The organism is Bacillus sp. BD48 (assembly GCF_046566805.1).
Taxonomy (GTDB): domain Bacteria; phylum Bacillota; class Bacilli; order Bacillales; family Bacillaceae; genus Bacillus; species Bacillus safensis.
The window spans coordinates 329727-356672 of record NZ_JANGFM010000002.1 but is presented as its reverse complement, the minus strand read 5'-3'; the positions used below and the strand labels follow the sequence as shown (position 1 = coordinate 356672).

Annotated in this window: 32 protein-coding genes; 7 read left to right on the top strand and 25 right to left on the bottom strand. The window is 40.5% G+C overall.

The window, feature by feature from the left end:
- Nucleotides 1–441 precede the first annotated feature (441 nt).
- The 4 genes from ACLGGR_RS06815 to ACLGGR_RS06800 form a co-directional block, all read right to left on the bottom strand.
- Complete coding sequence (locus tag ACLGGR_RS06815) at nt 442–1248, bottom strand: zinc-dependent metalloprotease (RefSeq protein WP_410972764.1); 807 nt, start codon at nt 1246–1248, stop codon at nt 442–444.
- Between the two features lie 224 nt (nt 1249–1472).
- A complete protein-coding gene (locus ACLGGR_RS06810; protein WP_251216088.1) occupies nt 1473–1973 on the bottom strand; it encodes a YwgA family protein in 501 nt (166 codons plus the stop codon).
- 30 nt (nt 1974–2003) lie between these two features.
- Nucleotides 2004–3305: an HD domain-containing protein gene (locus ACLGGR_RS06805; protein ID WP_007497716.1), complete on the bottom strand. Its 1302-nt coding sequence runs from the start codon at nt 3303–3305 to the stop codon at nt 2004–2006.
- Between the two features lie 170 nt (nt 3306–3475).
- The gene (locus ACLGGR_RS06800) at nt 3476–3697 is read right to left on the bottom strand and encodes a YuzB family protein (protein WP_003215259.1); all 222 of its coding nucleotides are present in this window, start codon (nt 3695–3697) and stop codon (nt 3476–3478) included.
- Nucleotides 3698–3939: 242 nt separating this feature from the next.
- Here ACLGGR_RS06800 and ACLGGR_RS06795 point away from each other — a divergent pair, with 242 nt between their 5' ends.
- Nucleotides 3940–4749, top strand: coding sequence for an RsfA family transcriptional regulator (locus tag ACLGGR_RS06795; protein ID WP_323648613.1), 810 nt, complete (start codon nt 3940–3942; stop codon nt 4747–4749).
- 33 nt (nt 4750–4782) lie between these two features.
- Here the strand turns inward: ACLGGR_RS06795 and ACLGGR_RS06790 are convergent, their stop codons facing one another.
- From ACLGGR_RS06790 to pta, 19 genes are all read right to left on the bottom strand, one after another.
- The gene (locus ACLGGR_RS06790; RefSeq protein ID WP_003214547.1) at nt 4783–5016 is read right to left on the bottom strand and encodes a DUF5970 family protein; all 234 of its coding nucleotides are present in this window, start codon (nt 5014–5016) and stop codon (nt 4783–4785) included.
- Nucleotides 5013–7289 carry a glycosyltransferase gene (locus ACLGGR_RS06785; protein WP_410972763.1) on the bottom strand — a complete coding sequence of 759 codons (2277 nt, stop codon included), beginning with the start codon at nt 7287–7289 and terminating at the stop codon, nt 5013–5015. The genes ACLGGR_RS06790 and ACLGGR_RS06785 overlap by 4 nt, the downstream gene beginning before the upstream one ends.
- Before the next feature lie 119 nt (nt 7290–7408).
- Nucleotides 7409–7894, bottom strand: coding sequence for a tetratricopeptide repeat protein (locus ACLGGR_RS06780; protein WP_410972762.1), 486 nt, complete (start codon nt 7892–7894; stop codon nt 7409–7411).
- 39 nt (nt 7895–7933) lie between these two features.
- Nucleotides 7934–8779: an octanoyl-[GcvH]:protein N-octanoyltransferase gene (lipL, locus tag ACLGGR_RS06775; RefSeq protein WP_410972761.1), complete on the bottom strand. Its 846-nt coding sequence runs from the start codon at nt 8777–8779 to the stop codon at nt 7934–7936.
- Nucleotides 8780–8904: 125 nt separating this feature from the next.
- On the bottom strand, nt 8905–9300 hold the full coding sequence (locus ACLGGR_RS06770) for an SMI1/KNR4 family protein (protein WP_410972760.1): 396 nt from the start codon (nt 9298–9300) through the stop codon (nt 8905–8907).
- A 58-nt stretch (nt 9301–9358) separates the two neighbouring features.
- Nucleotides 9359–9571, bottom strand: a complete 213-nt coding sequence (locus ACLGGR_RS06765; protein WP_410972759.1) for a hypothetical protein — start codon at nt 9569–9571, stop codon at nt 9359–9361.
- 72 nt (nt 9572–9643) lie between these two features.
- Entirely contained in the window at nt 9644–9913 is a 270-nt protein-coding gene (locus tag ACLGGR_RS06760) for a hypothetical protein (RefSeq protein ID WP_410972758.1), read from the bottom strand.
- Between the two features lie 29 nt (nt 9914–9942).
- Nucleotides 9943–10305: a hypothetical protein gene (locus ACLGGR_RS06755; RefSeq protein ID WP_410972982.1), complete on the bottom strand. Its 363-nt coding sequence runs from the start codon at nt 10303–10305 to the stop codon at nt 9943–9945.
- Between the two features lie 346 nt (nt 10306–10651).
- The gene (locus ACLGGR_RS06750; RefSeq protein ID WP_410972757.1) at nt 10652–11047 is read right to left on the bottom strand and encodes a CDI toxin immunity protein; all 396 of its coding nucleotides are present in this window, start codon (nt 11045–11047) and stop codon (nt 10652–10654) included.
- A 67-nt stretch (nt 11048–11114) separates the two neighbouring features.
- Nucleotides 11115–11441, bottom strand: coding sequence for a hypothetical protein (locus ACLGGR_RS06745; protein WP_326135895.1), 327 nt, complete (start codon nt 11439–11441; stop codon nt 11115–11117).
- A 15-nt stretch (nt 11442–11456) separates the two neighbouring features.
- The gene (locus ACLGGR_RS06740; RefSeq protein ID WP_410972756.1) at nt 11457–12980 is read right to left on the bottom strand and encodes a T7SS effector LXG polymorphic toxin; all 1524 of its coding nucleotides are present in this window, start codon (nt 12978–12980) and stop codon (nt 11457–11459) included.
- Nucleotides 12981–12991: 11 nt separating this feature from the next.
- Nucleotides 12992–13270 (bottom strand): YwqI/YxiC family protein, encoded by a 279-nt coding sequence (locus ACLGGR_RS06735; protein WP_410972755.1) that lies wholly within the window; start codon nt 13268–13270, stop codon nt 12992–12994.
- A 4-nt stretch (nt 13271–13274) separates the two neighbouring features.
- Nucleotides 13275–13673, bottom strand: a complete 399-nt coding sequence (locus ACLGGR_RS06730) for a YwqH-like family protein (RefSeq protein WP_410972981.1) — start codon at nt 13671–13673, stop codon at nt 13275–13277.
- A gap of 175 nt (nt 13674–13848) precedes the next feature.
- On the bottom strand, nt 13849–14115 hold the full coding sequence (locus tag ACLGGR_RS06725; RefSeq protein WP_142946245.1) for a hypothetical protein: 267 nt from the start codon (nt 14113–14115) through the stop codon (nt 13849–13851).
- 13 nt (nt 14116–14128) lie between these two features.
- Entirely contained in the window at nt 14129–15463 is a 1335-nt protein-coding gene (locus ACLGGR_RS06720) for a TRAP transporter large permease subunit (RefSeq protein WP_323648599.1), read from the bottom strand.
- Nucleotides 15464–15506: 43 nt separating this feature from the next.
- Entirely contained in the window at nt 15507–16385 is an 879-nt protein-coding gene (locus tag ACLGGR_RS06715; RefSeq protein WP_323648597.1) for an NAD(P)-dependent oxidoreductase, read from the bottom strand.
- A 13-nt stretch (nt 16386–16398) separates the two neighbouring features.
- Nucleotides 16399–17070 (bottom strand): RraA family protein, encoded by a 672-nt coding sequence (locus ACLGGR_RS06710; RefSeq protein WP_410972754.1) that lies wholly within the window; start codon nt 17068–17070, stop codon nt 16399–16401.
- A 151-nt stretch (nt 17071–17221) separates the two neighbouring features.
- Entirely contained in the window at nt 17222–18073 is an 852-nt protein-coding gene (locus tag ACLGGR_RS06705; protein ID WP_251216102.1) for a MurR/RpiR family transcriptional regulator, read from the bottom strand.
- Between the two features lie 130 nt (nt 18074–18203).
- The gene (gene pta, locus ACLGGR_RS06700; protein WP_024423792.1) at nt 18204–19175 is read right to left on the bottom strand and encodes a phosphate acetyltransferase; all 972 of its coding nucleotides are present in this window, start codon (nt 19173–19175) and stop codon (nt 18204–18206) included.
- Nucleotides 19176–19415: 240 nt separating this feature from the next.
- On the opposite strand from pta, the gene hemQ reads away from it, so the two are divergent.
- Nucleotides 19416–20186: a hydrogen peroxide-dependent heme synthase gene (hemQ, locus tag ACLGGR_RS06695; RefSeq protein WP_268427479.1), complete on the top strand. Its 771-nt coding sequence runs from the start codon at nt 19416–19418 to the stop codon at nt 20184–20186.
- Between the two features lie 140 nt (nt 20187–20326).
- On the opposite strand, the gene ACLGGR_RS06690 is transcribed toward hemQ, so the two are convergent.
- Together ACLGGR_RS06690 and ACLGGR_RS06685 are read right to left on the bottom strand one after the other, a co-directional pair.
- The gene (locus ACLGGR_RS06690; protein WP_410972753.1) at nt 20327–21295 is read right to left on the bottom strand and encodes an alpha/beta hydrolase family protein; all 969 of its coding nucleotides are present in this window, start codon (nt 21293–21295) and stop codon (nt 20327–20329) included.
- A gap of 121 nt (nt 21296–21416) precedes the next feature.
- Nucleotides 21417–21896 carry an Lrp/AsnC family transcriptional regulator gene (locus tag ACLGGR_RS06685; RefSeq protein WP_410972752.1) on the bottom strand — a complete coding sequence of 160 codons (480 nt, stop codon included), beginning with the start codon at nt 21894–21896 and terminating at the stop codon, nt 21417–21419.
- A 145-nt stretch (nt 21897–22041) separates the two neighbouring features.
- Here ACLGGR_RS06685 and ACLGGR_RS06680 point away from each other — a divergent pair, with 145 nt between their 5' ends.
- The 5 genes from ACLGGR_RS06680 (at nt 22042) to bacD (ending at nt 26930) form a co-directional block, all read left to right on the top strand.
- Entirely contained in the window at nt 22042–23274 is a 1233-nt protein-coding gene (locus ACLGGR_RS06680; RefSeq protein ID WP_410972751.1) for an MFS transporter, read from the top strand.
- Between the two features lie 149 nt (nt 23275–23423).
- Complete coding sequence (locus ACLGGR_RS06675) at nt 23424–24026, top strand: type 2 periplasmic-binding domain-containing protein (protein ID WP_410972750.1); 603 nt, start codon at nt 23424–23426, stop codon at nt 24024–24026.
- A gap of 1 nt (nt 24027) precedes the next feature.
- A complete protein-coding gene (gene bacB / locus ACLGGR_RS06670) occupies nt 24028–24735 on the top strand; it encodes a 3-((4R)-4-hydroxycyclohexa-1,5-dien-1-yl)-2-oxopropanoate isomerase (RefSeq protein ID WP_410972749.1) in 708 nt (235 codons plus the stop codon).
- Nucleotides 24732–25493 carry a glucose 1-dehydrogenase gene (locus ACLGGR_RS06665; protein ID WP_323648587.1) on the top strand — a complete coding sequence of 254 codons (762 nt, stop codon included), beginning with the start codon at nt 24732–24734 and terminating at the stop codon, nt 25491–25493. The genes bacB and ACLGGR_RS06665 overlap by 4 nt, the downstream gene beginning before the upstream one ends.
- Nucleotides 25494–25508: 15 nt before the next feature.
- A complete protein-coding gene (bacD, locus tag ACLGGR_RS06660) occupies nt 25509–26930 on the top strand; it encodes an alanine--anticapsin ligase (RefSeq protein WP_410972748.1) in 1422 nt (473 codons plus the stop codon).
- Nucleotides 26931–26946 lie beyond the last annotated feature (16 nt).

Below are 26946 nucleotides of genomic sequence, written 5' to 3'. Positions count from 1 at the left end.
TAGATACGACAACTATTATAATAGCGATTGATATCATTAATAATAAGATAAATAATTTCTTCATTTTATGACCCCTATTTAGTCAATGTTAATAAGTCTATTATCTTGGATGAGATATACTTTTTGAGAAAATCAATAATTATTCTTTGTGAATGAATATTTTTGAAACACAATATATTTTAATCATAGTTTACTTGAAATAACAAGAAAAAAATTACTATTTTTATATAAAATACTATTTATGTATGTAACTAGCATTCATAAATTGTTGTGTAACTTTTACATTGCTAGAAGACATCTTTATTTTTTAATTTCTATTAACTACGAAAACAAAGGGCCAGAATAAAAACCCTTCTAACCCTTTGCAAATAATTTAAAATACAAGTATTTACTTCAATCAGTTTATTTAATTCCTGTGAAACACTCTTTTTAATTTTTACCTTATCTATACCAAGCTTTATTACGGTTCACTTGATTTTTATGAGCCGCATCAAAGAAATCGACTGTGTAAGAATAATCATAATTCATTAGGCAGACAATGCCGCTTCCTTGAGGGTCATGCGGTAAGCCAAAGTTATGGCCGTATTCATGCGTAGCCGCTTTTGCTGTATTCGCTGTTCCTTGGTCAAGGTTAACGGCGAATGCACTTCCGCTCGGTGCACTATTATATACGTAAGCGATTCCGCCAGCATCAAAGTTTGGATTTGCTGTAAATCCAGTGACAAAATCGTATCCTCTGCCATCAAAGCTGCGCTGAAGGTTGGAAAGGATTTGTGATGAATTTGATCCTGAAGACGTCCAAGACCCTACGGCTTGTACGACAAAGTCCACATCATGATCACGGTTAAACGTGACATCTGCTTGCTCGATGATGCTGACAATCCGTGTTTGCCAGTCACTATATTTCGCACGATACTGCGCATCAGCAACCGCATAGACAGTGACCTTCTGACTGCCTGTACTTGCTTTTGTTGAAATTGAATCTCCTGTATTGGCCTTAAAGGTTCTTGAGCCTACCTGCTTACCAGACTCATCTAATACCTTTGTTGTCACATCTCGTTCAATTGGAGGTGCTGTTGTCAAATCTTTAAAATCGTTTGCTTTTGGCAACCCCTCACTAATATGGGTTTCGAACGGCGCATGACCATGATCATGACCTGCACTCGCTACTGGTGCTGAAGCTGAACTTACCCCCGGTAACAAACTACCTACCAATAAAAATGACAAAAAGACTGAACGCTTTTTCATTCCTATCCCTCCTTTGTTTTTCACAAAGTTATATATTCACTGAAAATTCACCATTTTCCTTCTCTTCAGTCAAAAACAGGGAATTAGATGCACAGGAAGAAAGTCGAATTACGTCATTTTCACTAATTTTTCGGATATTTTGACACACATTTCATCGAAAAATAGCGCTTTTGGTCTGGGTCTTACAAAACAAAAAAAGCCCTAAAAGTCGGGCTTTTTTTCAACTAGTTCAATTCCTTCAACTGATCAATATAAGCAATAGCAGCCTCAAATTCTTCGTCCGTATAACGTTGCTTGCTTTTAATAGTAAAGACCTTTTCCTTTACCTCATCTTCTGGCAGGTCATCAAAATATAAAATTGTTGAGACAAGCTCTAGGAAACGGGACGATTGCTCGTTCATCTGCTGCGTCAGCGCTTTGAGGTCAGGCATGTCCACTTCACACTGATCGAGAAACTCTTTCCCATTGTCCGTCAGCGAATAGCGATATTGATAGTATCCGCCCTTTTTTTCCTTCATTTCGTCCAAGAATCCAAGGTTGCACAGCTCTTCAATTCTGAGCGTCAACTCCTCTGAATAGGGGCCATAAAAATGAAAATCGTATTTCTCGTAAAAAGGCAAATCTAGCTTTTTTGCTATGTAAATCATCTTTTGCAGCTTCTTCCGTCCAACGATTTCCCCTGATTCAGAGAATACCTTCATCAACTTTGCATGTTCTTTCAACAAATTCCCGACATCTCCTTTTTCAGTACTTCCTTATCCCAAACCAAGCAGCTTCATGATCGCCTTCTTTTCTTCAGCTTTTTCCGACATATCTACAATTAAGTCCATCGGGAAATAAAGTTTATGATCGGTTCTTCGTTTACCGGAAATGGCGTCAACAATATCTGACTGTCTCGACAATTCTTTAATATGACCGCTTTGCGTCAAAAGATGGATGGGCAGCCTCTCTTCTTCCTCCCCTGGTCTGTAGAAGTCATAGGGCAAGTCAGAGGAAGAGTCGACCACTAAATAGTAGTCAGGATCAATTCCTGCCTCCTTGAACAAGGCGGTCAGCTTGAAATATTTCGTCATTTCTTCATTTGGATTAAACTCTGTATATTGGAACAATCGGCGGTTCATAAAACGGCGGCACAAATCAGCCAGCACGTGATCTTCTTCATCTTCCCACGCCTGAAAATAAAATAAGACAATGGATTCATCTAGCTTAATATAGTCCTCTGTGGTGACATTCCCCTCAAAGATTGAGTAAAAATGAACTGGGGCATGTGTAAAAATATAACCAGTTTCATGCAGCTCTTTTGCCCGATGAAGGATTTTCGTTAAAATGACTTCCGCACTGCGTGTCACTGGGTGGAAATAGACTTGCCAGTACATTTGATAGCGGCTCATAATATAATCTTCAACCGCATGCATCCCGCTCTGCTTCATCACAATCTGATCTTCTCTCGGGCGCATCACACGTAAAATACGTTCCATATCAAAGTGGCCATAGCTGACGCCTGTATAGTAAGCATCACGCTGCAAATAGTCCATCCGGTCGGCATCAATTTGACTTGAGATCAAACTGACCACCTGTTTGTTTTGATACGTTTTGGCAATGACTTCAGCCACATGCTTCGGGAAATCATCACTCACCCGGCGGAGCACTTCATTGACTTCCGTCTGCCCTAAAATAATATCTCTTGTAAACGATTCATGGTCTAAGTGGAAGACCTTTTCAAAGGAATGAGAAAATGGACCATGTCCGAGGTCATGAAGCAAGGCAGCACTAAGTACAAGCTCTCGCTCTCCTTCATCCCATTCAGGCCGCCCTTTAAACACATCATCCACAATTCGTCTCACAATCTCGTATACACCGAGTGAATGATTGAATCGGCTGTGTTCTGCACCATGAAACGTCAAATAAGTAGTTCCTAGCTGTTTAATTCGTCTCAGGCGCTGAAATTCTCTTGTTCCTATTAAATCCCATATTAATGCATCCCTTACGTGAACATAACGGTGCACAGGATCTTTAAATACCTTTTCCTCAGATAATTTCCCTTTTGGATACGCCATCGTTTCGTCCCTCTTTTTTTAAGACGTGTTTCTATTATATCGGGTAACTTTTCCCGAAAACATCCTTGAATTTGCTGGTGAATGTGTTCTCAGAAGTTGCTTGGACGTAAAAAGCCCGACCTGACAGGGACGGACCTCTTTTTAGGTCGACTGAACACATTCAGTGACATTTATTTGACTTTTTTTTGAACCTTTTCGAGTAATTCATCTTCTGTTGGTGCGGATAATGGGCGATTGTTCACAAACGCAAAAGCCTTTTTTCGTCCTGGACCACAATAGGATTGACAGCCGATCTCAATTTTTGCATCAGGGTCAACCGATTTGAGTCGAGGCAATAACGTCTTTAGGTTCGTCGCATCACAATCGTCACATACGCGAAACTCATTAGCCATGGTCTTACGCTTCCTTTCAATGATGATACTTCATTCTATATGAAACAGTTGGACAGCCAATCGTGAATAATATACCACCCAACATTGTACATCGAAGCGGCTGGACTTGCAAGACGCTTTGCCGCCCCAATCACCAGCTTACATAAAAGCTAGTATTTTCCACTATCCTTTTAGCAAACTTGTATAAACCTTCTTGAACTTGGCTAATCTAATACCATCAAATCATATGGGGGTTTAAACACATGTCAAAACAAAGACAAGATGCTTGGTCAGAGGAAAATGATCTCCTCCTGGCAGAAACCGTCTTACGTCACGTCAGAGAAGGCAGCACGCAGCTAAATGCGTTTGAAGAAGTAGGAGATAAACTGAACCGCACCTCAGCGGCATGCGGTTTTAGATGGAATGCTGTCGTCAGGCATCAATATGAAAAAGCGTTGGCACTTGCCAAAAAACAGCGAAAACAACGGATGCGCGCACTTGGCAATGGCCAGCCTGCGAAAAAACGATTACTTTATCAGCCGCAAGTAGAAGAAACGGTCACTCAAGAGGAATTCTCACAGGAATTGGAGCCAGCACAGGAAGAAACATTTGCACCAGCTGCTGAAACAGCAGAACAGCTTCAGTTTGTGGATCAAAGCTACAATGAAGAGTTAGCTAGTTTGTCACATTTATTGTCACAGGCTTCTCATGCCCCAAATACCGCAGAGAAAAAGCCGGAAGCAAACCCATTTAGGCAGCATCAAGAATTAACCATCGACGATATCATTGATTTCTTACGCCGTTATGAAGGCGATGGTCAGCAATCCACTGCCTTACGTATGGAAAACAGCCGCTTAAAACGAGAAAACAATGAGCTTTCTCATAAAGTTTCGCAGCTAGAGGCTGAAGTGAAAAAGCTTGAAAAGGATCAGCTCACAATTCAAGAAGATTATGAAACACTCGTCAAAATCATGAACCGTGCAAGAAAACTAGTTTTGTTTGAAGAGGACGATAGTGCCGCACCAACCTTTAAAATGGACCGAAACGGCAACCTCGAAAAAATGGCAGAATAACAAAAAGTGCTCCCCGCCTCGGGAAGCACTTTTTTAAATGCCCAAAAATAGCATCACACTAAAAAGGACATTGATCAAAAACACAAACATAAAAATATACCTGACCTGCCTTACCTGAAAATCACCAAATATAAAAATATAAAGACCTGCGATGCCAAGTGTCAGGACAGGCTGAAGAAATGGCACTAAAAGCGAAATGCCGTAGCCGGCTCCCATGAGGACAGGAAGCCATAGTAAATAGAGGTAACCGCCGTTTTTTGATTTCAAGAAACCACTCCCTCTCTTTCTTCTATCTGCTTGATTTCAGGCTGAACAAATTTGAGTCCGGCCATTGTACGGCCGCGTTTTTGTGATGTCCAGACCGCAATCGCCGGCTGATCTATCAGAGATTCTGTGTCAATGGTAATCAGCACTTTCTCATGTAATGCAATTGAAGCTTCAGACTCGATTTTGCATCCAGATAAACTAATATCATGTATGTTTACCGGCACCTTCTCTTCTAACCGGCCCTCATAGGACAGCGTGCCTGCCACACCTTGTAAAGGCCTTCTCATCCATTTGCGCTGCAAGGCCTTTGGTACCTTCTTCGTTTTTCTTACAAAGCGGAGAAATGTCCGAACAGCATAGGATTTTTTCTCACGATCTGTTATCGATACATGCTCTCGTGTGAATAAGAAGCGGATCAGTGATAGATACTCTGATTTTTCTGTGTCAGTAAAAGCAACACCAACCATCAGCTTGTCTCCCTCTGGATGGCTCCAAACCACATCACACGCCACACTTTCATCCTCTGAAAAGAACAATTGCGTTTGTCCTTGATAGAGAGAAGGAGCTTGATCAAGTGGTATGGATAGACGCGCACCTGAATCACTCATATCTAGTAGAAAACAAGCAATCGGCTCATCTTGATGATCAGAACGGAGCCGCCCCTCTTTTTCAATGACAAACCGCTCTGATTTTCGATAACGCGGTCGATCAAACGCCACAATGAGTGCCATGAATAGACCTGCACCGTTATAAAGCACCCAAAAAATATTAATCAACGTAAGGTCAGCATTCATCGTCCCATTTACCTTCACATCGTATCCTATTTTCACAAGGACAAGCAATGAGAGCAGCAAGAAGATCAAATGAGGAATCATCGTTTTCAAATGAAAATGTCTCTTGTCCGTTTGAATTCCCTTCGGTGTAACAAGAAATTCAACCCTCTTCTTCAAAAACAGCTCACTTAAAGCCACACCAGCCAGATGGAATGCCATAGAGCTTTCGTAAATATGACTCCAAAACATACTTCTTTTTTGATTCGATACCAATTTAAACGCTAAATACGAACTAAAGAACGCCGGCAGCCAAAACATAAAAATGGACTGGAAATCTGCCCAGAAACTTTGAATACCAAATAATAAAAACAAAATCGGTGTAAGAATGTAAATCATTTTAAACAAACCGTTAAACCAATACACAATGCCATCTAAATAAAGAACTCGCTGCATAAGCGTTAAGCCGCGAACCTTCAATGGATTAAACTTACGGGCGCACTGAATGTTCCCTCTCGACCACCGGTCTCTCTGCTTTAACAGATCAAGCCAGCTTTCAGGTGCGAGCCCGACGGCTAATACTTCTCCGACAGACACAGATTTGAACTTCCCTTGGAGAAGCATTCCTGTCGCCATGTCTTCTGTAATCACTCCAGTAGCAAATCCGCCAATTTCCTCTAAGGCCGTTCTTCTAAATACAGTATTACTCCCGACATACATAACCGCATTGAACCGATCCTTACCAGCTTGGAGGGTTTGCATGAAGAAGTCCTGTTCATTTGGAATTCGATCTTTCGAGAACATATTATATTGGAAAGGATCTTCATTATAAAATGCTTGTGGAACTTGAACAAACGCAGTGGCTCCATCATGAAAGTAAGCCACTGTTTTTTCTAAAAAGGCAGGAAGAGGGACCATATCAGCATCAAGTGTGAGAATCAGCTCCCCATTCGTTTGAGACATCGCATGATTTAAATTACCCGCCTTAGCAAACTTGTTATCCGTTCTTGTCAGATAATGAACACCAAACTCAGAAGCAAGCTGCTCTACAGACTCCCTCTTGCCATCATCACATAAATAAATGTGGACGCTTCCTTTTGGATAAGAGAGATTCAAACAACCTGCAACCGTGCGTTTTAGCACTTCAATTGGTTCATTATATGTAGCTATGAAAATATCAACTGTTGGCAGCCTATCAAGTTCACTGATCGTGACTTGTTTCCGATTTGAAGGCTTCCAAACAAGTGTATAAAACACAAGCAGCTGTAAAAATCCAATACACTCACAGGCAACAAGCAAAATGCCCATTATCATATTAAATGTACCTTCATGCGGCAGTGTAAAAAAGAGACGCCAGCAAATATAGGCGGCATTTGTTAACACACAGAGCACAATGATGATTTTTTTAACAGTAGAGGCAAGCGGCTGAATACGATACATCACATACAACACAGACAAAACACAAAGCATCAACAGCGGGTAATACGTGGTGAATAATGACAACAAATTTACCTTCTTTCTTACGCCATAAATGACTATTACATATAAAATTCCATAACAAAGGAGGGGATTCTTTCATAACATTGCCCCTCCAAATCTATTCAAGCAGCCAAATCAACATATTATTTCCACAATGTATCTAACTGATTTGAATAAAAATCAATCGCTTTTCGATAACTTAAAATAGCAGGATCTTTTGTCGTTTCAGTTAAACAGTTCAGTAATATTTCCATCGCTTTGCTATGTTCCTTTAAATTATACAAAGTCATGGCATAGAACGTTTGAATGGCTTTGTTGTCCGGATAAGTTTCCATCCCTTTTAGGAATATCTGTTTTGATTTATCATATTCTCCTAAAGTTCTGTATGTACTTCCTAACCCTAGTAAAGCGTCTTCTAGTTCTTCTGAAGACAATCCTAACTGAATCGCCCTTTCATAAAAAAAGACAGCTTGCCTTTCCTCACCTAACAGGTCATAACTCCAGGCACATTGATAATGAATAGAGGCATCGTCTGAATACTCCTCTACAAGATGAGACAGCATTTCATTTGATTCTTGAAGATGTCCACTTTTTCGAAGTTCAATGGCTTTCTCAAGCTTTGTTTTCATCACTTCACCTCTACTCTTTTCAAGATGAAAAGGCTGATGTTACGAAAACACCTTTTCATTCCGCTCAATCATCCGCGTCATGTTTTTCTCAAATTCTAACTGTTCTTCTGCGTTCAATCCTGATGCTGTCAGCTGATCACTGAGTTTTTGAAGCTCCTCTAGTAATAAACGCATGAGAAGCGTACAATCAATCGGTTCACCGATTAATTCTGATAAGGATGCCATCGTATCCGGCTGTATATCGGGAAATACTGCCTTCACTTCTTGCCGTTTATCCTTTAAGGCGGCGTCATAAAAACGACGGATCAAGTCGGCACGTTCACGCCCGCTTCCATCTGCACACAAATAAATTTGCACAGCGACCCCACCGCGTAATCTACGCTGAGAAATGCCTGCAAATTTCTTTCCATTGATACTTAAATCATAGCTGCCTGGACAATATGAGCCGACAATTTCATAGGCTTCAATGTCCACCTCATACATCGACAGCATCCGGCGGATCAAGTCCACCATCGCATCATACCCGCGGTCAATATCAATGCCTTTCTTTTGTTCCGGAAAGATTAAAGACACATTCAGTACACCTTCATCCAGCACCACAGCAAGACCGCCTGAGTTGCGCACAATCACACGATAGCCCTCTTCCTCAAGCAGTTTTACACCATCTTTGAGAAATGGAAGTCTTGTATCCTGAATCCCAAGCACAATCGTATTGTGATGCACCCAAGAACGGGCTGTCGCTGGTGAAAGGCCCTTCCCCACCGACGCGCAAAGCGTATCATCCATCGCAAAGGATTGCTTCGGGTCCACATAAAGACCAAGACTCGACTGATCGATAATCCGCCATTTCGGCTGTGTCAGTAACTCAATAGGTTCATTTTTCATCTCCTGCATATCCTCTCGTACATAAACTGTGTTTATTATACCATGTGATGAATGGAGGGAGAATGCAAAAAGCTCTATGACATTTGGCGTCACAGAGCGTTTCAGTTGGATGATTTGGTTTTCGATTACGCTTCTATGATACAGCCCTCACTCACCCATTTCAGAAAGTTTTCGGCCATCAGCTCTGCATGCTGAGGGTCCATTACACCAGCATCCACGATCCATACCTTTTTCTCCTCTTCAACCAGCCGCATGAGAAATACTTGCCCGCCGCCATCGTCGCCAATCGCCACATAGCCGCTTGCATATTGCTGAACCTCCCATGTTTTATTCCGTTCCACCATGTCCTCCGTCCCGTATAGCAGCACCTCACCGCCAAAGGAACATCCATTTGTCTGTTTCAACAATTCCTTATAAGCACGGGGCAGCACCATGTTTAGCTGGGATTCTGCCTCTTTGATATGTATGTCACTTGCTGGTTTGTTTACGTGCAGATTTGGGATTTGAGGTAAATTGATCATTTTAAAAGCCTCCTCTAAGTAAATTTCATGACCCTTTTATACAAACGAAGGAGCATTCTTAAAAGAAAATGACCACATCGAGTATAAAACCCCACAATAGAAGTTCAAAAGCATGATGTCCGTGCAGAACTAGCCAATCAATAGGGAAACCGCGATAATCAGCATCTGAGTAAGAAACTCCTCTTATCAAAGCTGTTCCTATAACAATCAGAATACTGATACTTAATAGCCAGTTGGATGTTTTTTTGATTTTGTATTGTTTATGTTCCATATGCATTCCTTTCTCTGTTTTGCTGCCTGATACAAAACTTGATTCTAGTACTACAAACAGCCATCCTATCTATTACAGCATTTCTTTAAGCAAACTTTCTGCTTTATGTAATTCATCTAGAAAGGGGTTTAGATAGTCATTATAACTATCCAAATAAGCTCTCACCCCGCCAATGATCAAAATCTTTTGGAGATCTTCATTGTTCTGAATGATCCTTTGTGCAGCCTTATATCTTTTGTATATTAATTGGAGAACACCTTGATTGATTTCTTGTGAATATTCTTTTTCTAGGATGTTGATGACGGTTTGGATTTGTTTTATTAGTTCTTCTTTTTTGTTCATTTAATGCTCCTTAAGACTTCAATCTCCTACTAATAAATATCTAATCGTTGACAATTAAAACTTATAAAATCGCCTTCATTTATATCTCCTGGTATATTGTAATCCAATTCTAATAAAAATCCGCCCACTCTCACTTTTTCATCACGCTTATCAATTAATTGTCCTAAGAAACTATAACTAAAATTATCATCTAATTTTTCAATTCCAAACTCTGACAATTCTACTTTCACTAAGTCTGACACATCTAAACAAAAAATAGGTTCTAATAGTTCACTTTCTTCAAGGTAATTTAATGGTTGAGCAAAACACATTAATTCCAGTTCGCCATCTGTTACAATCACTTCAGCTTCTGAAGCTTCTTGTGAAATCCAGTTTATTTTTTTTATTTTCAATACGATCATCCTTTTTTTACTTCTTTGTCTTTACCCCTAAACTTGGTACTTTTCAGAATGTTCTTCAGCACAGAGAAAGTTAAAATGCTTGTAGTAAGTCAAATAGTGATGATTGTCTGTGAGCCGGATTGATTAGCAAAGAGAACAGTAAAACCAGATATAGCAATCAAACTTAAAATGACCTTCACAGAAACATTTCAAAAAAGTACAAGCTTACATTCAAAGATTATTTAACATTGCATCAAATAAAGTAGAAAAAGAAAGAATATCTTTTTTATTAACAATAATAAACATTTAAAAACCCCCAAAGAGACTCAAATTAATTCTTTTTGAGGGTGCATCTATTCTATTTTAATCCTACTTTTACTTCACCATCATGAAAAACTTCAATCGCATATCCAGAAGATGGTGAAAAAATCCACGTATCAAAACTGACAGCTGTAACATCATCTATAGCTTCAAATACTTTATCTAAAGTAGATTGAATAATTGGTAACGTCCCTTCATCCCAAATTACATAAACAATATCACTGTACTCATTCAGTCTTTGATTCAAAAAGGATCGTATTTCATCGAATGTATCCACTTGCTCATAAGAAGATATCTTCTTCCATTCAATTTGCCCCCAATCAGTAAATGGAAAAGAATTTTCAAAATCATTTAATATTTGCTCTCTATTATCTTCATATAAAATATGTATATCCTCACCTAGTGCCTCAATACACTCATCTAATAAACTCACCTTTTCTATCACTTCTTCTCATTTATTTTGAAAAGAATCTGGTCTCTTTCCAACTCCTATTAGAGGTTTAGTTAACGATACATTTAGGTGAAAATTTCACAAAAACAGAGTTTTTACCATCATCCATCATTCTTTTCAATTCCTTACCTAATGAATAATTAGAATCTGGTTCTGTTTGCAATACACAAACAATATTTCCACCCTCCCCTTGAGTTAGACAGGTTAATTGCAAATATTCATTGTTATCAAAAATAAAAGAAACGATGTAATCATAGAAATTACCTTCTGGGTTGTCCTTATTTAATTCCTCCTTAAAAACTCTGACTATGGTTCCAGCCCAAATTCGAGTATCATCTTCAACTTCCTGTATAGATATCCAATCATTCTTAATCATTCTATTACATCCTCTCTACTTTATTTTTAAATTATGACCACCAGATGCATCAGCAGGTTTAGTTTGTTTAAAATCAAAATCAACCTCTCCTTGATGCTTCCCCTTATTATTTGTTTTTTCAAAACGACCATGCTGTGTATCTACTGAATATAAATCTCCAGTTTTAGGGTCTTTATATACATCCCTACTATTAATCTTACTTAATTTTGAATCTTTTATTAAGCCATTACTTTTAGCAACTTCTTTTACTTTCATTTTTACAGCTGCGACACGCTCTGCTGGAGGCAATTTCACTAATGATTTTTCAAAATCTTTAGCCCCATTCCTCGCACCCTTAGCACTCTTCTCAACCTTCTTAGCTACTTTCTCCCCTTTGATAATCTTAAAAACATATTTCCCCACTTTAACAATGTTGGTGCTTGGAATCATGTACACCCCTGATACCAAACGATCCATATCCGCGACTTTATCACCTGTTATCGGATCTCTTCCTGTAATAACCCGAATCGCGTCATTTATTCCTGTAAATTCAACCGCTGTATTTAAAATATTTTGGGGTTGATCGCCTGTTTTTACATCAGAAATCGGTTTAACGCTCTCAATCGTTACTTTGTTTTTTTCTGATATTCGTAACTGATACAGCATTCCGTCTCGCATGACATCAACCGTTTTGGCATGTTCGAAGTTGATCTTTTTGTACTCATTTATGTTGTATACTTTTCCATTTAAGGTCAAGGTGGTTTGATTGATTTTACTAGACAGCGTTTCCCGAACAACCGTCTCCACATTCGCCTGTTGTTTCTCTTTCAGTTTCTTCATCATGATCATCAATGGATTGTCTTTTGGGGTGTCTATTTTATCCTTCAATCCACTGATGGTGCTGCTTACTTTTTCTTCTTTTTCATCTTTGAAAATAGATCCCTTTTGATAGCTCGTGATGTCGATTTTTGGTCCGGTGAACATGGTACTTAAGGTATTTATGTATTGCTTCATTGTTTGAAGGGAGCTCTTGGTTTCATGTAAAGCACTTGTCTGCTCCCTGTCAAATGCATGAAGCAGACCAATGGTTCTTGATGTCTCGAGCCATGCCTTTTGATAGTTCTGCTGAAAGGCTGATTCGTCTGCATTTGGTAAATGAACAATATGACCAACTCTGCCGATGGCGTGGTTTACCTCTGATACAATTTCAGAAATCGTTCGTTCAGCTTTTTTTAAGCCTTGATCAAGATCATGTTCGATAAATGCTTGTGATATAAAGCCGTGCTCATTCGATTCTAGCGCGTGAAGAGCCTGCTTTGTGTTTTTCAATGCAGCGCTATATTCCTCAATGACGGCCTGAAAGAATTGCAGGAAGGGAATATGGCATTCTGAATAAAAGGCGCGGATGGCTTGTCCCGCCTCTCCCTTTAGTGCGCCATCGAGTGAGATGATGTGATTGATTTGTTTTTCTAGGGAGCTGATTTGCTGTGACTGCTGCTTTAACGCATTCAGCGTTTGATCTATTCCATTTATTAGCGCAAAGGCGTCAAGGGTTTTCATTGCGTTCTCCTTTATTTTCTTTTACTGCGGGAAGCAAGCGCCTTGTCCGTTTCAATCATGGTGTTCACCGCTTGTTCTGTTTGTGCAAGCTGTTTCTGAAGAATGCCTATATAGGATGTACTTAATTCGTTCAGCTGCTGATTGATCTTTTCTAATGTGTCTGCCGTCAGGAGCTGGTTTCTTCCTTTGGTGGTTGTTGGAAGTGCTGCATTCATTTGAGCGCCTGATTGTTTTGCATGCTGTAATACTCGTTTGATCTGACTGGCATCTATTTTAATTTCTCTGCTCATGTGACTACCCTCTTTTTTCTTCCAGTTGTTTCTGCTTTTCTTTCTCTATTTTTCTTTCCACCGAATGAATTTCATGTTCTAACGAATGGATCTCCGATGTTAGATCACTGATTTTCTCATCGATTCGATTTAATAGATTGGTCAGCTGTACACCTTTTATTTCCTGACTAGCAGAAGCCATTTCGTCTCGAATGTCATCAAACTTGTCTGCCAAATGGCCAAACCATGTATGTGATGTCAGATCTGGATGAGTGATTTTCTTACTTGCATCTGACAGGGCCCATTTTGCCTCTTTGATTTCTTTGCGGCACATGCTAAGTTCGATAATTTGTTCTTTTTTTATAGATATATCTGCCTTTAACGAATACAAGGCTGCTTTATAACCGATGATTGCTCCAGATATGATCAAACACCTCTATTCCTTAAATAGTCCTTCGTTATGTTACCATTTACTAGCACGAGAGGCATATGATTGAAAGTGAATTTACCAAAAAATGAATCGTATGTATTGGGTTTTAATACCTATTTCTCGCGCACAAAAAAGCTGGATCCATTTACTGAATCCAGCTTTTTATTGCTTATTTGAGCGAATCACCTGCTGTTGCTGATGGATGATCGCTAAATGAGGTGTCTTTCTTTTCAGGAATATAATTTAGAGAGAAACCAACAAGACTGAAAAAGGCACTTAACACCAGTGTTGGGTTTTTGAATAGGTTCGTACTTGCAATAATCATATCTCCCTTTTGCAAAAGAATCCCTAGTATTTGACCGAATACCAACAGAGCTCCTGACGTTAAGAACAGGACAAGCAGCACTTTAAATAAAAATTCCATCAATGCTCTCATGTGTTTCTCCTTTCTATACTGGAAGTATTCCCATTCCGATGAGCCAGCCAATTCCTACGATCGGCAGCATATAGTAGAGAATCAGCGGTATAAATGTTTTCTCCGGTCTGGCTCCTGCAAGACCAGAAGCAATGAAAATCGATCCTGATGCCGGCGGGGAAGCACCTTCTGTTGACGAAAAAGCAAGAATGGCGACAACAGCTACAACTGGGTCCACTCCGACTGAGACTAAAGCTGAAAATGAGACAAGTCCAACAGCTGTTAACGTGGCTGTTGAAGATAATGGTCCAGCCACCAGCGTAACAAGAATACCCACAATGAGCACCATAAGCCATTTCGGAATGGTCAGTACTGATGTGATTTGCGTCAAATCTTCTGCGAGTCCTAATTCAGCAAGCACCTGACTAGCAGCAACAGCAAACAGCATCAAGGCACCGATCGTTGTAAACTTAGGAATGGCAGACTTGAAAAACTGAGACCAATCTAGTGCAGACACCTTTTTTCTTCCAATTGTTAAACTAATCAACATCATGAGAATCGGAATCCACGTAATTAAAGAAATTTGATCCATAGCCTCTGGTCCGATGTTTGGATTACTTTTTAAGTAGTTTGCCAGCGGACCAATTGTGATAATGATAGGAATCAAGGCACCGAAAAAAATAAAGATCGACTTCCACCCTTGTTTCACAGCTTCCCTAAAAGGAAGAATATCATCTGGCGGCATGGCCTGAATTTTATTCTTTTTCACCAGGATATACACAAGAATAAATCGGTATACGACTTGATACAGTCCTCCTATTAGAAGCGCAATATATAAATCTCCCTCAGATACAAGGGCTGCAATTGGTGCAAACCCCAGCATGATAAACATTGAAGAGTTCGGAGGCAGTGCCGCCCCAAGTCCGCCATTCCCTGCTAAAATCGTAGCCGTATGGGTTCGGCTCCAGCCTGATTTAATCATCCAAGAGGCCGTGATAGAGCCAGTGGCAGCTGTGTTTGCAGAATTTGAACCTGAAAGAGCACCTAAGACTGCTGAACCTAACGTACTCATATAAGCCGCTCCACCAGGAAGTTTTCCTACAACCGAATTTAAGATTCGCAAAAGTGCATGAATTAGTTCCAGCTTTTCGATTAAATAGGCCATGAATACAAATGCGACAGCTGCATAGAGCACCTCATATGTGGATGCAAATTTTAATCCATCCCAGAAAAGTCTTAATGCATCAAATCCGCCAAATAATGTGGTTGCAATAAAGCCTAATAGCATGGCTTCTCCCATATTCCGTTTCACGACGACATTCCATATAATGATGACAGCTATGAATACAATCAACGCAATAAAACCCATATCATTTTTTCGCCTCCCCTTTGTTCAATAAAACGCTTACAATTTATTGACCCTGCTGCATCACGTCAATGACTTCTTCCCAGCTGGCCGGCTTTTTCCCATTAAACCGTTCAACGAATTGAAAATCTGCTAATCTCTCAAGCTTTTGTTGTGCTGCCCGAGACATACTGGCATCAACCTCTGCTTCATCTAGCATGTCAATAGAACCAAGAAGCTCGATCGCTCGTCTTTTCGCATGAAGTGCACTCCCTGTCACAAGACGATTCATGGTCTCTTCAAAACTTTTGCTATCCATTGTATCGCTAAGTGAAGAAATCACTTGATGTTCCACGTTGTATTTTTTTGAAATTTCCAAAAATTCAATCATGAGACCAACGATCCCCTTCATATAAACGCTTCTGATCAGTTTCAAAGCCGAAGCATCTCCTGGCTGGTCACTGATTTTTTTAATATTCATGCCATAAGCATTCATTACTTTCATGAATTGGTCAGTTCCACTGCCGCTTGCCGTGATCGGAACCTTGTGTTTGTTGACTGGAAGAGGCCCTAGCATGGCAGCATCTACGAATAGAGCTTTTTGCTTTTCAACTTCGTTTGCCACTTGTTTTTTGATGTCTGGTGTTGATGCCGACACATCCACATATACTTGATTCTCTTTCAAACTTCCCGATACGGATTGGGCCACTTCTAAGGTTTTATTCGCTGGCACAGCAGCAATCACAATATCAGATTTCTCAACAACTTCGCTAATACTGCTGGTTAATTGAACTCCTGTCTGCGATGCTTTTTCCTTCAACGCGCCAGCCAATTTCTCGTTTTGTAATAGTACATCATACGCATAAAATTGATCTAATCCTTCTGTTTTCAATCCCGTTGACAGCTCATATGCTGCTTCTCCATATCCGATAAAGCCTATCTTCATCACAGATTCTCCCCTATCCCTGATATTTTTTCATTCTGCCTTCCAGCCATGCCGGTGCTAAAAGACTGATGTCTTGCTTTCCTTCGTCCACATACTGTTGAATCGTTTTTAATCTCTGATTTTCATACGCTTGTTTCTCTTCCGCTAATGTCAGCAGATGTTCCGCCTTTTCCTTTGGAACGATGACGACGCCATCATCGTCAGCAATGACTAAGTCACCTGGTGCTACTTTGACACCGCCGCACGAGATGATTTGATTCAATTCCCCAGGACCATCTTTAAAAGGTCCATTTGGCATAAACCCCTTACTGTATATCGGAAACGCCAGTTCTTCTAAAGCGAGTTTATCGCGAACAAGCCCGTCAATCACGATTCCTTCTATTCCTACAGCCTTTGCTACACCTGCCATCAATTCCCCTAAATATGCATGGCCCTTATGGTCTTTTCCATCAACAATCAGTACATCTCCTTCTTTCGCAGAGTAGATCGCTTGATGTAGAAATAAATTATCCCCTGGCCGTAAGCTGACGGTAAAAGCTGTACCTACTACATTCATGCCTCTTGCAACTGGTTTGATTTGATGATCCATCGCGCCGGTGCATCCCATCACATCTGACAGCAAGGTCGAGTTAAGCTTTCTTGCCCGATCTATTAGATCATTTGACACGAATTGAACAGTACTCATTGTTTCCATCATCCCCTTTGAGTTATATTTATTACATTTATTTTTATATAAAGTAATATATATTACTTTTGTGATAAGATCATACCATCTCATTTTTATTTAGTAAAGCGCTTTCAAAAAAATTAAATTAAAAAAATGAGTCACCACACGACTAATGTGTTGTGTGATAACTCATTTTCGTTAACATATGATTGATTTGATCTAAACGTGGTTTTGTCCTTTCAGGATCATTAATGGCTAAAGCACTTAAAATGTAATCTACGATAAAGATAGCAGATACGACAGAGTTATGAGAGCCTACACTTGCTGAGGAACACGGTAATACATATTGTGCATACTTGGTTAGTGGAGAGCTGTAGCTGTCTGTAATTAAGAGCACTTCCACCTCATATGACTTCGCTGCCTCCAGCAAATCCTTCAAACGCTTTGCATAGCGAGGATAGCTGACCGCTATAATGAAATCATCAGATTGAAAATGAACGAGATCATCCACCCAGTCACTTTTGTCTGCATCAATATATTGACAGTTCCCCAACAGCCGATTAATTCCGAGTGACAGATACTCGCCGACAGGTCTTCCACTTCGGACACTTGTACACAGAATCTGGCGGGAGCTGGCTATTTTTTCAACAATATGCTGAAAGGTTTCTTCCGTGATATTGTCTAAAGCGTACTGGATATTTTGAAATTGCAGCTCGACATGGTTATGCAGGAGCTTACTTTTATTTGAATGCTTGAGGTTCGCTTCAAGTCTCGTTTGAGGGGCAGCTTTATGCTTCATATTTGATTGAAGCTCTTTTTGAAGCTCGGAGAAACCGGAATACCCTACAGCAGCAGAGAATCTCATGATGGTAGCTGTACTCGTCCCTACTTTTGACGCCAATTTATCTACAGTTAAAAACGCGACCTCCATTGGATTTTGCACGATATAATCTGCAATTCTTCTTTGTGCCTCGGTCAATCCCGCGACCTTATGCTGAAGCTTATGTATTAAATCATCCATTATAGCACCTGCCCATTCTATCGGCTTTATCTACGATCAGATTTTTTCTTTTCCCCCTATATTGTACACATTTGTCATCAAAAAAACAGCCAGCACGAATCTATCGTACTGGCTGCCTTTGTCGAGATCATTATAGTGCTTGAGCTGCTGTGATAAGCGCAAGGTTGTAAACGTCTTCGGCATTACAGCCTCTTGAAAGATCGTTTACTGGCTGGTTTAAGCCTTGCAGGATTGGACCTACAGCTTCAAAGTTACCTAAGCGCTGTGCAATTTTGTAGCCAATGTTTCCAGCTTCGAGGCTAGGGAAAACAAATACGCTGGCGTCGCCTTTGATGACGGAATCCGGCGCTTTTTTCGCTGCTACTGAAGGAACGAAAGCTGCATCGAATTGGAATTCTCCATCAAGTACAAGCTCAGGTGCCTTTTCTTTTGCAATGCGAACTGCTTCAGATACTTTTTCTGTTTCGTCTGATTTTGCTGAGCCTTTTGTAGAGAAGCTAAGCATTGCCACACGTGGTTCGATATCAAACATTTTGGCTGTATTTGCACTTTCAATCGCAATTTCAGCTAGATCTTGGCTGTCTGGTGCAATATTGATTGCGCAATCAGCAAACACATATTGCTCTTCGCCGCGAGCCATGATGAAGACGCCAGAGGTTTTCTTTACGCCTTCTTTTGTTTTAATGATTTGAAGTGCTGGGCGCACTGTGTCAGCAGTTGAGTGTGCCGCACCGCTCACAAGTCCGTCTGCAAGACCTTTATACACAAGCATTGTACCGAAGTAGTTTTCATCTAGTAATGCTTTTCTAGCTTGCTCTTCTGTTGCTTTACCTTTACGTCTTTCTACGAAAGCTTGTACAAGCTCTTCAAAACCTTCATATGTATGAGGATCATACACGTCAACACCATCAAGTGTAAGACCTAATTCTTTTGCTTTAGCTTCAACTTCTTGTTTTTTTCCTACCACAATTGGCTGTAATACTTTGCCATCTGCTAGTTTTTGAACGGCTGTTAGAATTCGTTCGTCCATTCCCTCAGGAAAAACGATCTTAACTCCTTTACCTGCAACCTTTTCCTGAACTGTTGAAAAAATATCTGCCACTTCAATACCCTCCTTGATTTTACAAAAAAAGCGGTCTCTTTTAAGCATACTCTTCTTCTACCTAAATTCAAACTACCAACTTATATTATAGCGCTTACAAATTAAATTCTTATTTTTCAAACTAATTTAATCAATTTTGATAAAAGCTGTTTTCCTCGTTCAAGTTTTGATCACATCTCCATTTGGACAAACTATGTTATAGTTGGAACAGATGGAAAACTGTTAATAGGAGTGAAAGAAATGAGCGAACAACATACAACAAATGAAGCAGCTCAAACACTAGATGGCTGGTATGCACTGCATGATTTTAGAACAATCGACTGGACAGCTTGGAAGCTGCTGACAAGTGATGAGCGCCAAGCCATCATTCATGAATTCACAGGTCTATTGGAAAAATGGAAAACAGCTGAGCAAGATAAAGCTGGAAGCCAAACAATCTATAGTATTGTCGGCCAAAAAGCAGATATTATGCTCATGATTTTACGTCCGACAATGGAAGAACTAGGTGAAATTGAACTCGAATTCAACAAGACACGACTAGCAGAGTTTACGATTCCAGCTTATTCGTATGTTTCAGTTGTTGAGCTCAGCAACTACTTAGCAGGAGGCGGCGATGGCGGAGATCCTTACGAGAATCCGCATGTACGTGCGCGCTTATACCCAGAGCTTCCTTCTTCTCAATACGTGTGCTTCTATCCAATGGATAAAAGACGTTCTGGCAATGACAACTGGTACATGCTTTCCATGGATGAGCGTAAATCTCTTATGAGAAGCCACGGCTTAATTGGCCGAAGCTATGCTGGGAAAGTAAAACAGATCATTACAGGTTCTGTTGGTTTTGATGATTATGAGTGGGGCGTTACCCTTTTCTCTGATGATGTGCTTCAATTTAAAAAATTGGTTTATGAAATGCGCTTTGATGAAGTCAGTGCACGCTACGGCGAATTCGGTTCATTCTTTGTTGGAAACCGATTACCAAACGAGCAGCTGGCGTCTTATTTCCATGTATGATAAACTCTTAAGGCTTCGGATCTCTCCGAAGCTTTTTTATGTATTTGTTTAGAAAGGTGATCACATCTTCATTTTCAGGATAAGTAAGAAACAAAACTAAACTCATGGCCCACAACAATGTAGTTAGGATGAACATCATTTTATTTCTTTAGTCTACTTTCAATAAATTGAAGTGTGTCGGCTGCTATTCTATTTCTAGATAGTACAATTCCAGCATGCCCACAACTGTATACGTGCCTTTTAGGTTGATCCCAGCTATTCCACAGAGTATCAGCATCGTTTATGTCGATATACATGTCATATTTTCCTGATATTAAGAGTACATTTTCTTTGTCTACGAGAAGTTTTGCTTTACTAGGGTTCATAATTTCCCAAGCTTTGTCGAGTTCTTCATACGTTGTTCCATGTTCCTCCAGATCTCTTCGTATATACTTCCCAGGAAGAGTGTTCCAGATGGAATGTGCAATATTGTTCGCATAAAAAGCTGATACAACAATATTCACGTCTTTCTCAACTGTTGCTAATAAGTTTGTTAGCCACCCTCCTAAACTAATACCAACTACGATTATTTCCCCACCTTCATTTTCCTTGATCCATTTAATCAGCCCTCTAAGTTCAACAATAGCTTGCTGGGAGGATTGCACTGTTCGACTTATATTGGCGCTAATCATCTGTTCACCAGAATATGTTGAATTTTGTGGCTCCCTATCGAAATGATAAGGCAGCGTGTAGTAATACATATTCCAATCATAATTTTTAACGATCTTATCGTGATAAATCTTCTTGATTCGGTCGTATGAATCCATTCGCCATCCATGTACGAAGATTACATTGGGCTTGTGCTTAGACTCTTTTCGTAAAAACACTTCCCCAGAAACCTTGTCATTCTTATCTTCACCAGATTTGATGCTTGAATGGAAAGAAAATATTCCACTTTTTAAGTTTGCTGTATGGTTATTGATGCGAAATTGTAAATCAATTGGCTGAGCACTAAAAAAACGATCCCTGTTACCTACGTCAATAAGCAAATTATTATAGTGACTTTCTTTGCTTCTTGTTCTGTGCATATCCATTAATGCTGCGTAATCTATTACTTTTAAAAGCTTCAAAAGAATGAACTCCTTTAATCTCAAATTATTACTATACGATTATTTCAGCATAAAAAGCTGAAAAGAAGACAAAGGGCTAAAATAAAGATCATTTTAGCCCTTTGTAACAATCTGAAACTTTTTATTTCACCACGGTCATTTCTGGCTCTTCTATTTGTTTCACACGTTCCTGAATGGGATGGGAAAAAGAGTGCTCTGACAAGACAATATGGGAGACGGTTTTTGTAAATCCAGACACTTCTTGAATAAAGGCTTCAATTTCTTCAAGAGAAGAAACTGACAGCTTAATGAAAAAGCAAGACTGCCCTGCCACTCGATAAGCAAAAAAGGCGCGTGGATGCTCGTTCATAAAAGCCACAAAACGCTGATACTCCCCATTTAACACTGTAACTTCCAGCAGGCAGTCAATCAGAAGCCCTAATTTTTTATAATTGACCTGAACAGAATACCCTTCAATAATCCCTGCATCCTCTAATTTACGCACTCTTTCTGCTACCGCAGGTGCTGATAAATTCACTCGTTTGGACAATTCCCTCATGGATAAGCGGGCATCTTCTCTCAATTCATTTAAAATATGCACATCTACATCGGTGATTTTCATTCGTACCTCTCCTATCCAAAAATCGTTCCATTTGAAAAGTATTTTATGATAATACTTATGATGCGAAATGTAAAATAAAACTAAATAATGGTAGAATTTATTTTAACGGAATTGAATGAAAAAGCAAGTATGGAGGGATCACTTGATGAAAGAATCTTTAGACAGCCAGGCTCCTAAAACATTTCCCATCACACTTGCCATTGCACTCACACTTGGCGTTTTTACGGCGGGATCGGAGGAACTGGTGATTTCACCACTGCTGCCTGATTTATCAAACTCCTTTCAGCACTCTCTAGATATTCTCGCTCTTTCCATCAGCATTTATGGGTTAGCTGTGCTGGTTGGAGCTCCGCTGCTCGTTCCTTTAGGGGACCGGTATTCAAGAGAGCTGTGTTTGATTATTGGGCTGTCTTTCTTTTTGGTTGGCACAGTGATGTGTGCTGCTGCCCCAAATTTGGCCGTGTTTTTTGCAGGCCGTGCTATTTCTGGACTGGCGACTGGTGTATTTGTGCCAACAGCCTACGCTCTTGTGGGCGACCGGGTTCCATACGAGTATCGCGGCAAAGTGATGGGACTCATTGTATCGAGCTGGTCTCTTTCTCTTGTCCTTGGTGTGCCCATTGGCGCCTTTATCGGTCAAAGTTTGAACTGGCGCTGGACATTTTGGATTTTCGCCATGATGAGTCTCGTTGTTCTGCTGCTCGTCATCCTTGAATCTCGAAAACAAGTCGCAACAGCTGCTTCGAAGGCACCTCAAGCTAGGGAGAAATCAGGCTCTTTATGGGGGGCTTTGAAAATCGACCGAGTCCCTGCCTATTTGACCGTGACATTTTGTAACATGCTTGGATTTTATGGCATGTACTCATTTTTAGGAGCATACCTGCAAAGTCTGTTTTCCGGAGGGCAATCAACAGCTGGACTTCTGATCATGGCTTATGGTGTTGGCTTTTCCATGAGTATGTTTACTGGGAAATTAGCAGATTGGTTTGGCAAAACGCGGTCTCTTTTCTTTGTGCTGGGCGGCATTACGCTCGTTCTTGCCTTACTTCCTTATGCACCGTTTTCATGGACATTGCTCATTTTCGCTTTATTTATTTGGGGTGCCATGCAAAGTTTATCTGTCACGCTTTTGAGCACCGTCCTGAGCGACTGCTCCCAAACTCACCGAGGCAAAGTGATGGCTTTTTACAGCCTTGCTTCCAATCTTGCCGTTATGCTTGGGTCCGCTTTAATGGGACCTGTTTATGTCCATTTCGGCTATCATACGGTAGGGCTTGTATGTGCACTCATTACGCTTGTTGGTTTTCTCATCAGCTTCGTCAGCTATAAACGTGAAAAAACCTTACAGCAGAAACATAAAAACACATTTGAAACGTAAGCTCATTTCACTGCACATCTCGATATGTGCAGTTTTTTAGATCAATTTTTAATATCATCATAAAATACATTTTTTATAAATTTTGTTGACAATTACCAATTTTATTTTTTATAATCTAGTAAAAATTTGAAAAAGATTGGATGGTAAACATGATCTTAAAGAATGATGTTTTTCATTTCAAAGAAGATCCCATCGTTTCACCTAAGATGTTTACAGTCAATACATTAGGCCCTAAGGGGACAAGCAGTGAATATGCAGCAAAACATTTCATCTCTCATTCCACCACTACACTCGGCACTCATACAAAACTATCCCTTTACGACACATTCGAAACTTGCATTGAACATACTCTCTCTAACGCACTCCAATACACTCTCGTTCCACACGCATACGAAGGAATTAAACACTTCTACATGAGACCTGACCTACAGCTTTTACAAATATTCAGATGTGACACGCCCATGTATGGTTTGGCTGTCAGACCAGATTTCCCCTTTCAAGAACAAATGCTTCACCATTTAAAAATTGTTTCTCATCCTGCACCTGTGAATTTGATTCAATATTTTATTCACCAAAATGCTGAATTTGAGCTTGTCAATTCTACAAGTACAGCCGCACAAAAAGTAAGAGACGGCGAATTTGATTTCGCTTTAACCAATGAGGTGGCTAGAGCTACATACGGGCTCACTTTCATTCGAACATTTAAAAGCATTCCTATGAGCTGGTCTATATTCGGAAAAGGAGAGATGTAACATGACAACTGAACAAAAGGTGCAAGAATTATATTTTCCTCAAGCAAAAAAACGAGAATGGGATAATGGTGTCATCCAATATTCTACTGTCAGAGGTGATACGGAAGTGTTAATTTCACACGTCCCTCCTCACACGATCATCGAACCTCATGAGCATCCAGAAGCACAAATCGGCATCGTATTAAAAGGCGAGCTTCAAATGACGGTCGGCCAATCGACCCAATTGCTCACCCCATTAGAATCAGCCTATATTGCACCACCATTCGTTCCTCACAGCGCATCGAATCTGACAGATGAAGAAGTGATCGCCATTGATATTAAGAGATTAAAAGATGGAGAAGAATATACGGCTCCTCCTACTTATTTCTTAGACATTTTCAAAACGCGTGATTTACTTCCTGGCATGGAAGTGACTTTTTTTGTGGAGGACTGGATGGAGCTTATGATTGCCAACATTCCGGGAAATGGCGGGGAAATGCCTTTCCATAAGCACCGTAATGAACAAATCGGGATTTGCATTAGCGGTGGGTACGATATGACGATTGAAGGCTTTACAGAAAAGATGGAATTTGGCACGACTTACTTCTGTGATCCAAAAGAAGATCACGGCGCCATTAATCCAAAGCCAGAAGCATCAAAGTCTATTAATCTCTTCTTCCCTCCACGCTATAACCGCTTAAAGCCAAAAGCGTCTAAGGTGAAGAAATGAACATTGCCGGAAAAGTCGTCCTGATTACAGGAGGTGCGTCTGGGATTGGGCTTGCCGCCGTCAAGCTTTTCCTTGAACACGGAGCAAAAGTAGCAGTGGCTGATATCAATGAAGATAGCGGTAAACAACTCATTGAATCATTGCCTCATGAACATGCTGCGTTTTTCAAAACAGATATTACGAATGAGTCTGACTGTCAAAAAACCGTTCAATCCGTGCTGACCCAATTCGGGACAATTGATGTTTTAATTAACAATGCAGGCATCGAAATTGTCTCACCTATTCACGAGATGACACTGGAGGATTGGAACCACATTCTACAGGTCAACCTGACTGGTGTATTTCTCATGAGTAAGCATACATTGCCGCATATGCTTGAGAAGAAAAGCGGAAGTATTATTAATACCGGATCTGTCGGAGGTCTCGTTGGCTGGCCTGACATTCCTGCATACAACGCAACGAAGGGCGGTGTCATCCAGCTCACAAAATCGATGGCGATCGACTATGCCGCTCATCAAATCAGGGTGAATTGTATCGCACCAGGCATCATTGATACGCCATTAAATGAAAAATCCTTTTTAGACAATCATTCAGAAAGTCTTGAGGTTGTTAAAAAGGAAAAAGCAAAGGTGAATCCCTTGCTTCGTCTCGGAAAACCTGAAGAAATTGCGGGCGTGATGCTGTTTCTCGCCTCTGATCTATCCAGCTATATGACTGGAAGTGTTGTCACAGCAGATGGCGGATACACCGCTAGATAAAAAGGAGTGCTTTCATTGAGTAAAAAAACCGTACTTGTCATTGCTGACTTAGGAGGATGCCCGCCCCATATGTTTTATGAAAGCGTGGCGGCATCTTATCATATCGTTTCTTATATCCCTAGACCCTTTGCCATTACAAAGGGTCACGCTGAACTAATCGAAAAATACTCCATTGCCGTCATCAAAGATCGTGATTATTTTGAGACACACCCTTCTTTTGAACACCCTGATTCTATTTACTGGGCACATGATGATTATCTAAAATCAGAGGAAGAGGTAGTGGATGACCTAGTCCGTGTGGCTTCCTTTTTCAAAGCTGATGCCATCACCACCAATAATGAATTATTCATTGCACCAATGGCCAAAGCCGCTGAACGGCTGGGGCTGCGTGGCGCTGGGGTAAAAGCAGCTGAAATGGCACGTGATAAAAGCCAAATGAGGACTGCATTCAACGCTGCTGGTGTCAAAGCGGTGAAAACTCAGCCTGTCACGACTTTAGCTGATTTCCAGCAAGCTATTGATCATATCGGGACACCGCTTATTTTAAAGCCTACATATTTAGCAAGCTCTATTGGCGTGACCCTTTTTCATGACAAAGCCGGCAGTGATGATCTCTTTTTAAACGTACAATCCTACTTGCAAACGATTCCCGTCCCAAACGCTGTGACATATGAAGCACCATTTGTCGCTGAAACGTACTTAGAGGGTGCTTACGAGGATTGGTATCAGGAGGATGGCTATTCTGATTATGTCAGTGTAGAAGGGTTTGTCGTGGAGGGAGAATATATTCCTTTTGTCATTCATGACAAGACCCCTCAAATCGGTTTTACAGAAACGGCTCATATTACTCCCTCGATCCTAGACAATGAAGCCCAGCAAATCATCATTGAGGCAGCTAAGAAGGCAAATGAAGGGCTAGGCCTTGAAAACTGTGCGACCCATACAGAGATCAAGCTCATGAAAAATCGAGAAACGGGACTGATCGAATCCGCAGCTAGATTTGCTGGCTGGAATATGATTCCGAATATCAAAAAAGTGTTTGGGGTGGATATGGCCAAGCTGCTGATCGATGTATTAGTCGATGGAAAAAAAGCGGAGCTGCCAAAAGAGCTGCTTTCTGGACATACGCATTATATAGCAGACTGCCATTTGTACCCTCAGCATTTCAAAGAAAGCGGACACATACCGGCAGAGGCCACACATATCACCATTGATCATATCCATATTCCGAAGGATGCTTTAGTTGGAGATACTGTGATCGTCAGTGAATCCGTTCCATCCAAAGGCACCTTTGTCGATCTATCTTTATTTGAAGCCTTTAACGGCATCGTGTCGCTTGAATTAAAAGGGTCATCCTCACAGGATGTTGCCGCATCCATCCGCAACTTACAGAAGCAAGCTGCTATTCAGTTAATGGATGAATTAGTGAAGGGATAGAAAGAGAGGGTAACGT

What these genes read in the sequence shown, in the direction of transcription:
- ACLGGR_RS06685 (WP_410972752.1), bottom strand. Translation starts at nt 21,896, where the DNA reads ATGAAAATCACCGATGTAGATGTGCATATTTTAAATGAATTGAGAGAA.
- ACLGGR_RS06745 (WP_326135895.1), bottom strand. Translation starts at nt 11,441, where the DNA reads ATGATTAAGAATGATTGGATATCTATACAGGAAGTTGAAGATGATACT.
- lipL (WP_410972761.1), bottom strand. Translation starts at nt 8,779, where the DNA reads ATGAAAAATGAACCTATTGAGTTACTGACACAGCCGAAATGGCGGATT.
- ACLGGR_RS06710 (WP_410972754.1), bottom strand. Translation starts at nt 17,070, where the DNA reads ATGAGTACTGTTCAATTCGTGTCAAATGATCTAATAGATCGGGCAAGA.
- ACLGGR_RS06705 (WP_251216102.1), bottom strand. Translation starts at nt 18,073, where the DNA reads ATGGATGATTTAATACATAAGCTTCAGCATAAGGTCGCGGGATTGACC.
- ACLGGR_RS06675 (WP_410972750.1), top strand. Translation starts at nt 23,424, where the DNA reads ATGATCTTAAAGAATGATGTTTTTCATTTCAAAGAAGATCCCATCGTT.
- ACLGGR_RS06805 (WP_007497716.1), bottom strand. Translation starts at nt 3,305, where the DNA reads ATGGCGTATCCAAAAGGGAAATTATCTGAGGAAAAGGTATTTAAAGAT.
- ACLGGR_RS06765 (WP_410972759.1), bottom strand. Translation starts at nt 9,571, where the DNA reads ATGGAACATAAACAATACAAAATCAAAAAAACATCCAACTGGCTATTA.
- ACLGGR_RS06760 (WP_410972758.1), bottom strand. Translation starts at nt 9,913, where the DNA reads ATGAACAAAAAAGAAGAACTAATAAAACAAATCCAAACCGTCATCAAC.
- ACLGGR_RS06780 (WP_410972762.1), bottom strand. Translation starts at nt 7,894, where the DNA reads ATGAAAACAAAGCTTGAGAAAGCCATTGAACTTCGAAAAAGTGGACAT.
- ACLGGR_RS06795 (WP_323648613.1), top strand. Translation starts at nt 3,940, where the DNA reads ATGTCAAAACAAAGACAAGATGCTTGGTCAGAGGAAAATGATCTCCTC.
- ACLGGR_RS06680 (WP_410972751.1), top strand. Translation starts at nt 22,042, where the DNA reads ATGAAAGAATCTTTAGACAGCCAGGCTCCTAAAACATTTCCCATCACA.
- ACLGGR_RS06720 (WP_323648599.1), bottom strand. Translation starts at nt 15,463, where the DNA reads ATGGGTTTTATTGCGTTGATTGTATTCATAGCTGTCATCATTATATGG.
- bacB (WP_410972749.1), top strand. Translation starts at nt 24,028, where the DNA reads ATGACAACTGAACAAAAGGTGCAAGAATTATATTTTCCTCAAGCAAAA.
- ACLGGR_RS06740 (WP_410972756.1), bottom strand. Translation starts at nt 12,980, where the DNA reads ATGAAAACCCTTGACGCCTTTGCGCTAATAAATGGAATAGATCAAACG.
- ACLGGR_RS06665 (WP_323648587.1), top strand. Translation starts at nt 24,732, where the DNA reads ATGAACATTGCCGGAAAAGTCGTCCTGATTACAGGAGGTGCGTCTGGG.
- ACLGGR_RS06815 (WP_410972764.1), bottom strand. Translation starts at nt 1,248, where the DNA reads ATGAAAAAGCGTTCAGTCTTTTTGTCATTTTTATTGGTAGGTAGTTTG.
- ACLGGR_RS06735 (WP_410972755.1), bottom strand. Translation starts at nt 13,270, where the DNA reads ATGAGCAGAGAAATTAAAATAGATGCCAGTCAGATCAAACGAGTATTA.
- ACLGGR_RS06725 (WP_142946245.1), bottom strand. Translation starts at nt 14,115, where the DNA reads ATGAGAGCATTGATGGAATTTTTATTTAAAGTGCTGCTTGTCCTGTTC.
- ACLGGR_RS06770 (WP_410972760.1), bottom strand. Translation starts at nt 9,300, where the DNA reads ATGATCAATTTACCTCAAATCCCAAATCTGCACGTAAACAAACCAGCA.
- ACLGGR_RS06715 (WP_323648597.1), bottom strand. Translation starts at nt 16,385, where the DNA reads ATGAAGATAGGCTTTATCGGATATGGAGAAGCAGCATATGAGCTGTCA.
- hemQ (WP_268427479.1), top strand. Translation starts at nt 19,416, where the DNA reads ATGAGCGAACAACATACAACAAATGAAGCAGCTCAAACACTAGATGGC.
- ACLGGR_RS06800 (WP_003215259.1), bottom strand. Translation starts at nt 3,697, where the DNA reads ATGGCTAATGAGTTTCGCGTATGTGACGATTGTGATGCGACGAACCTA.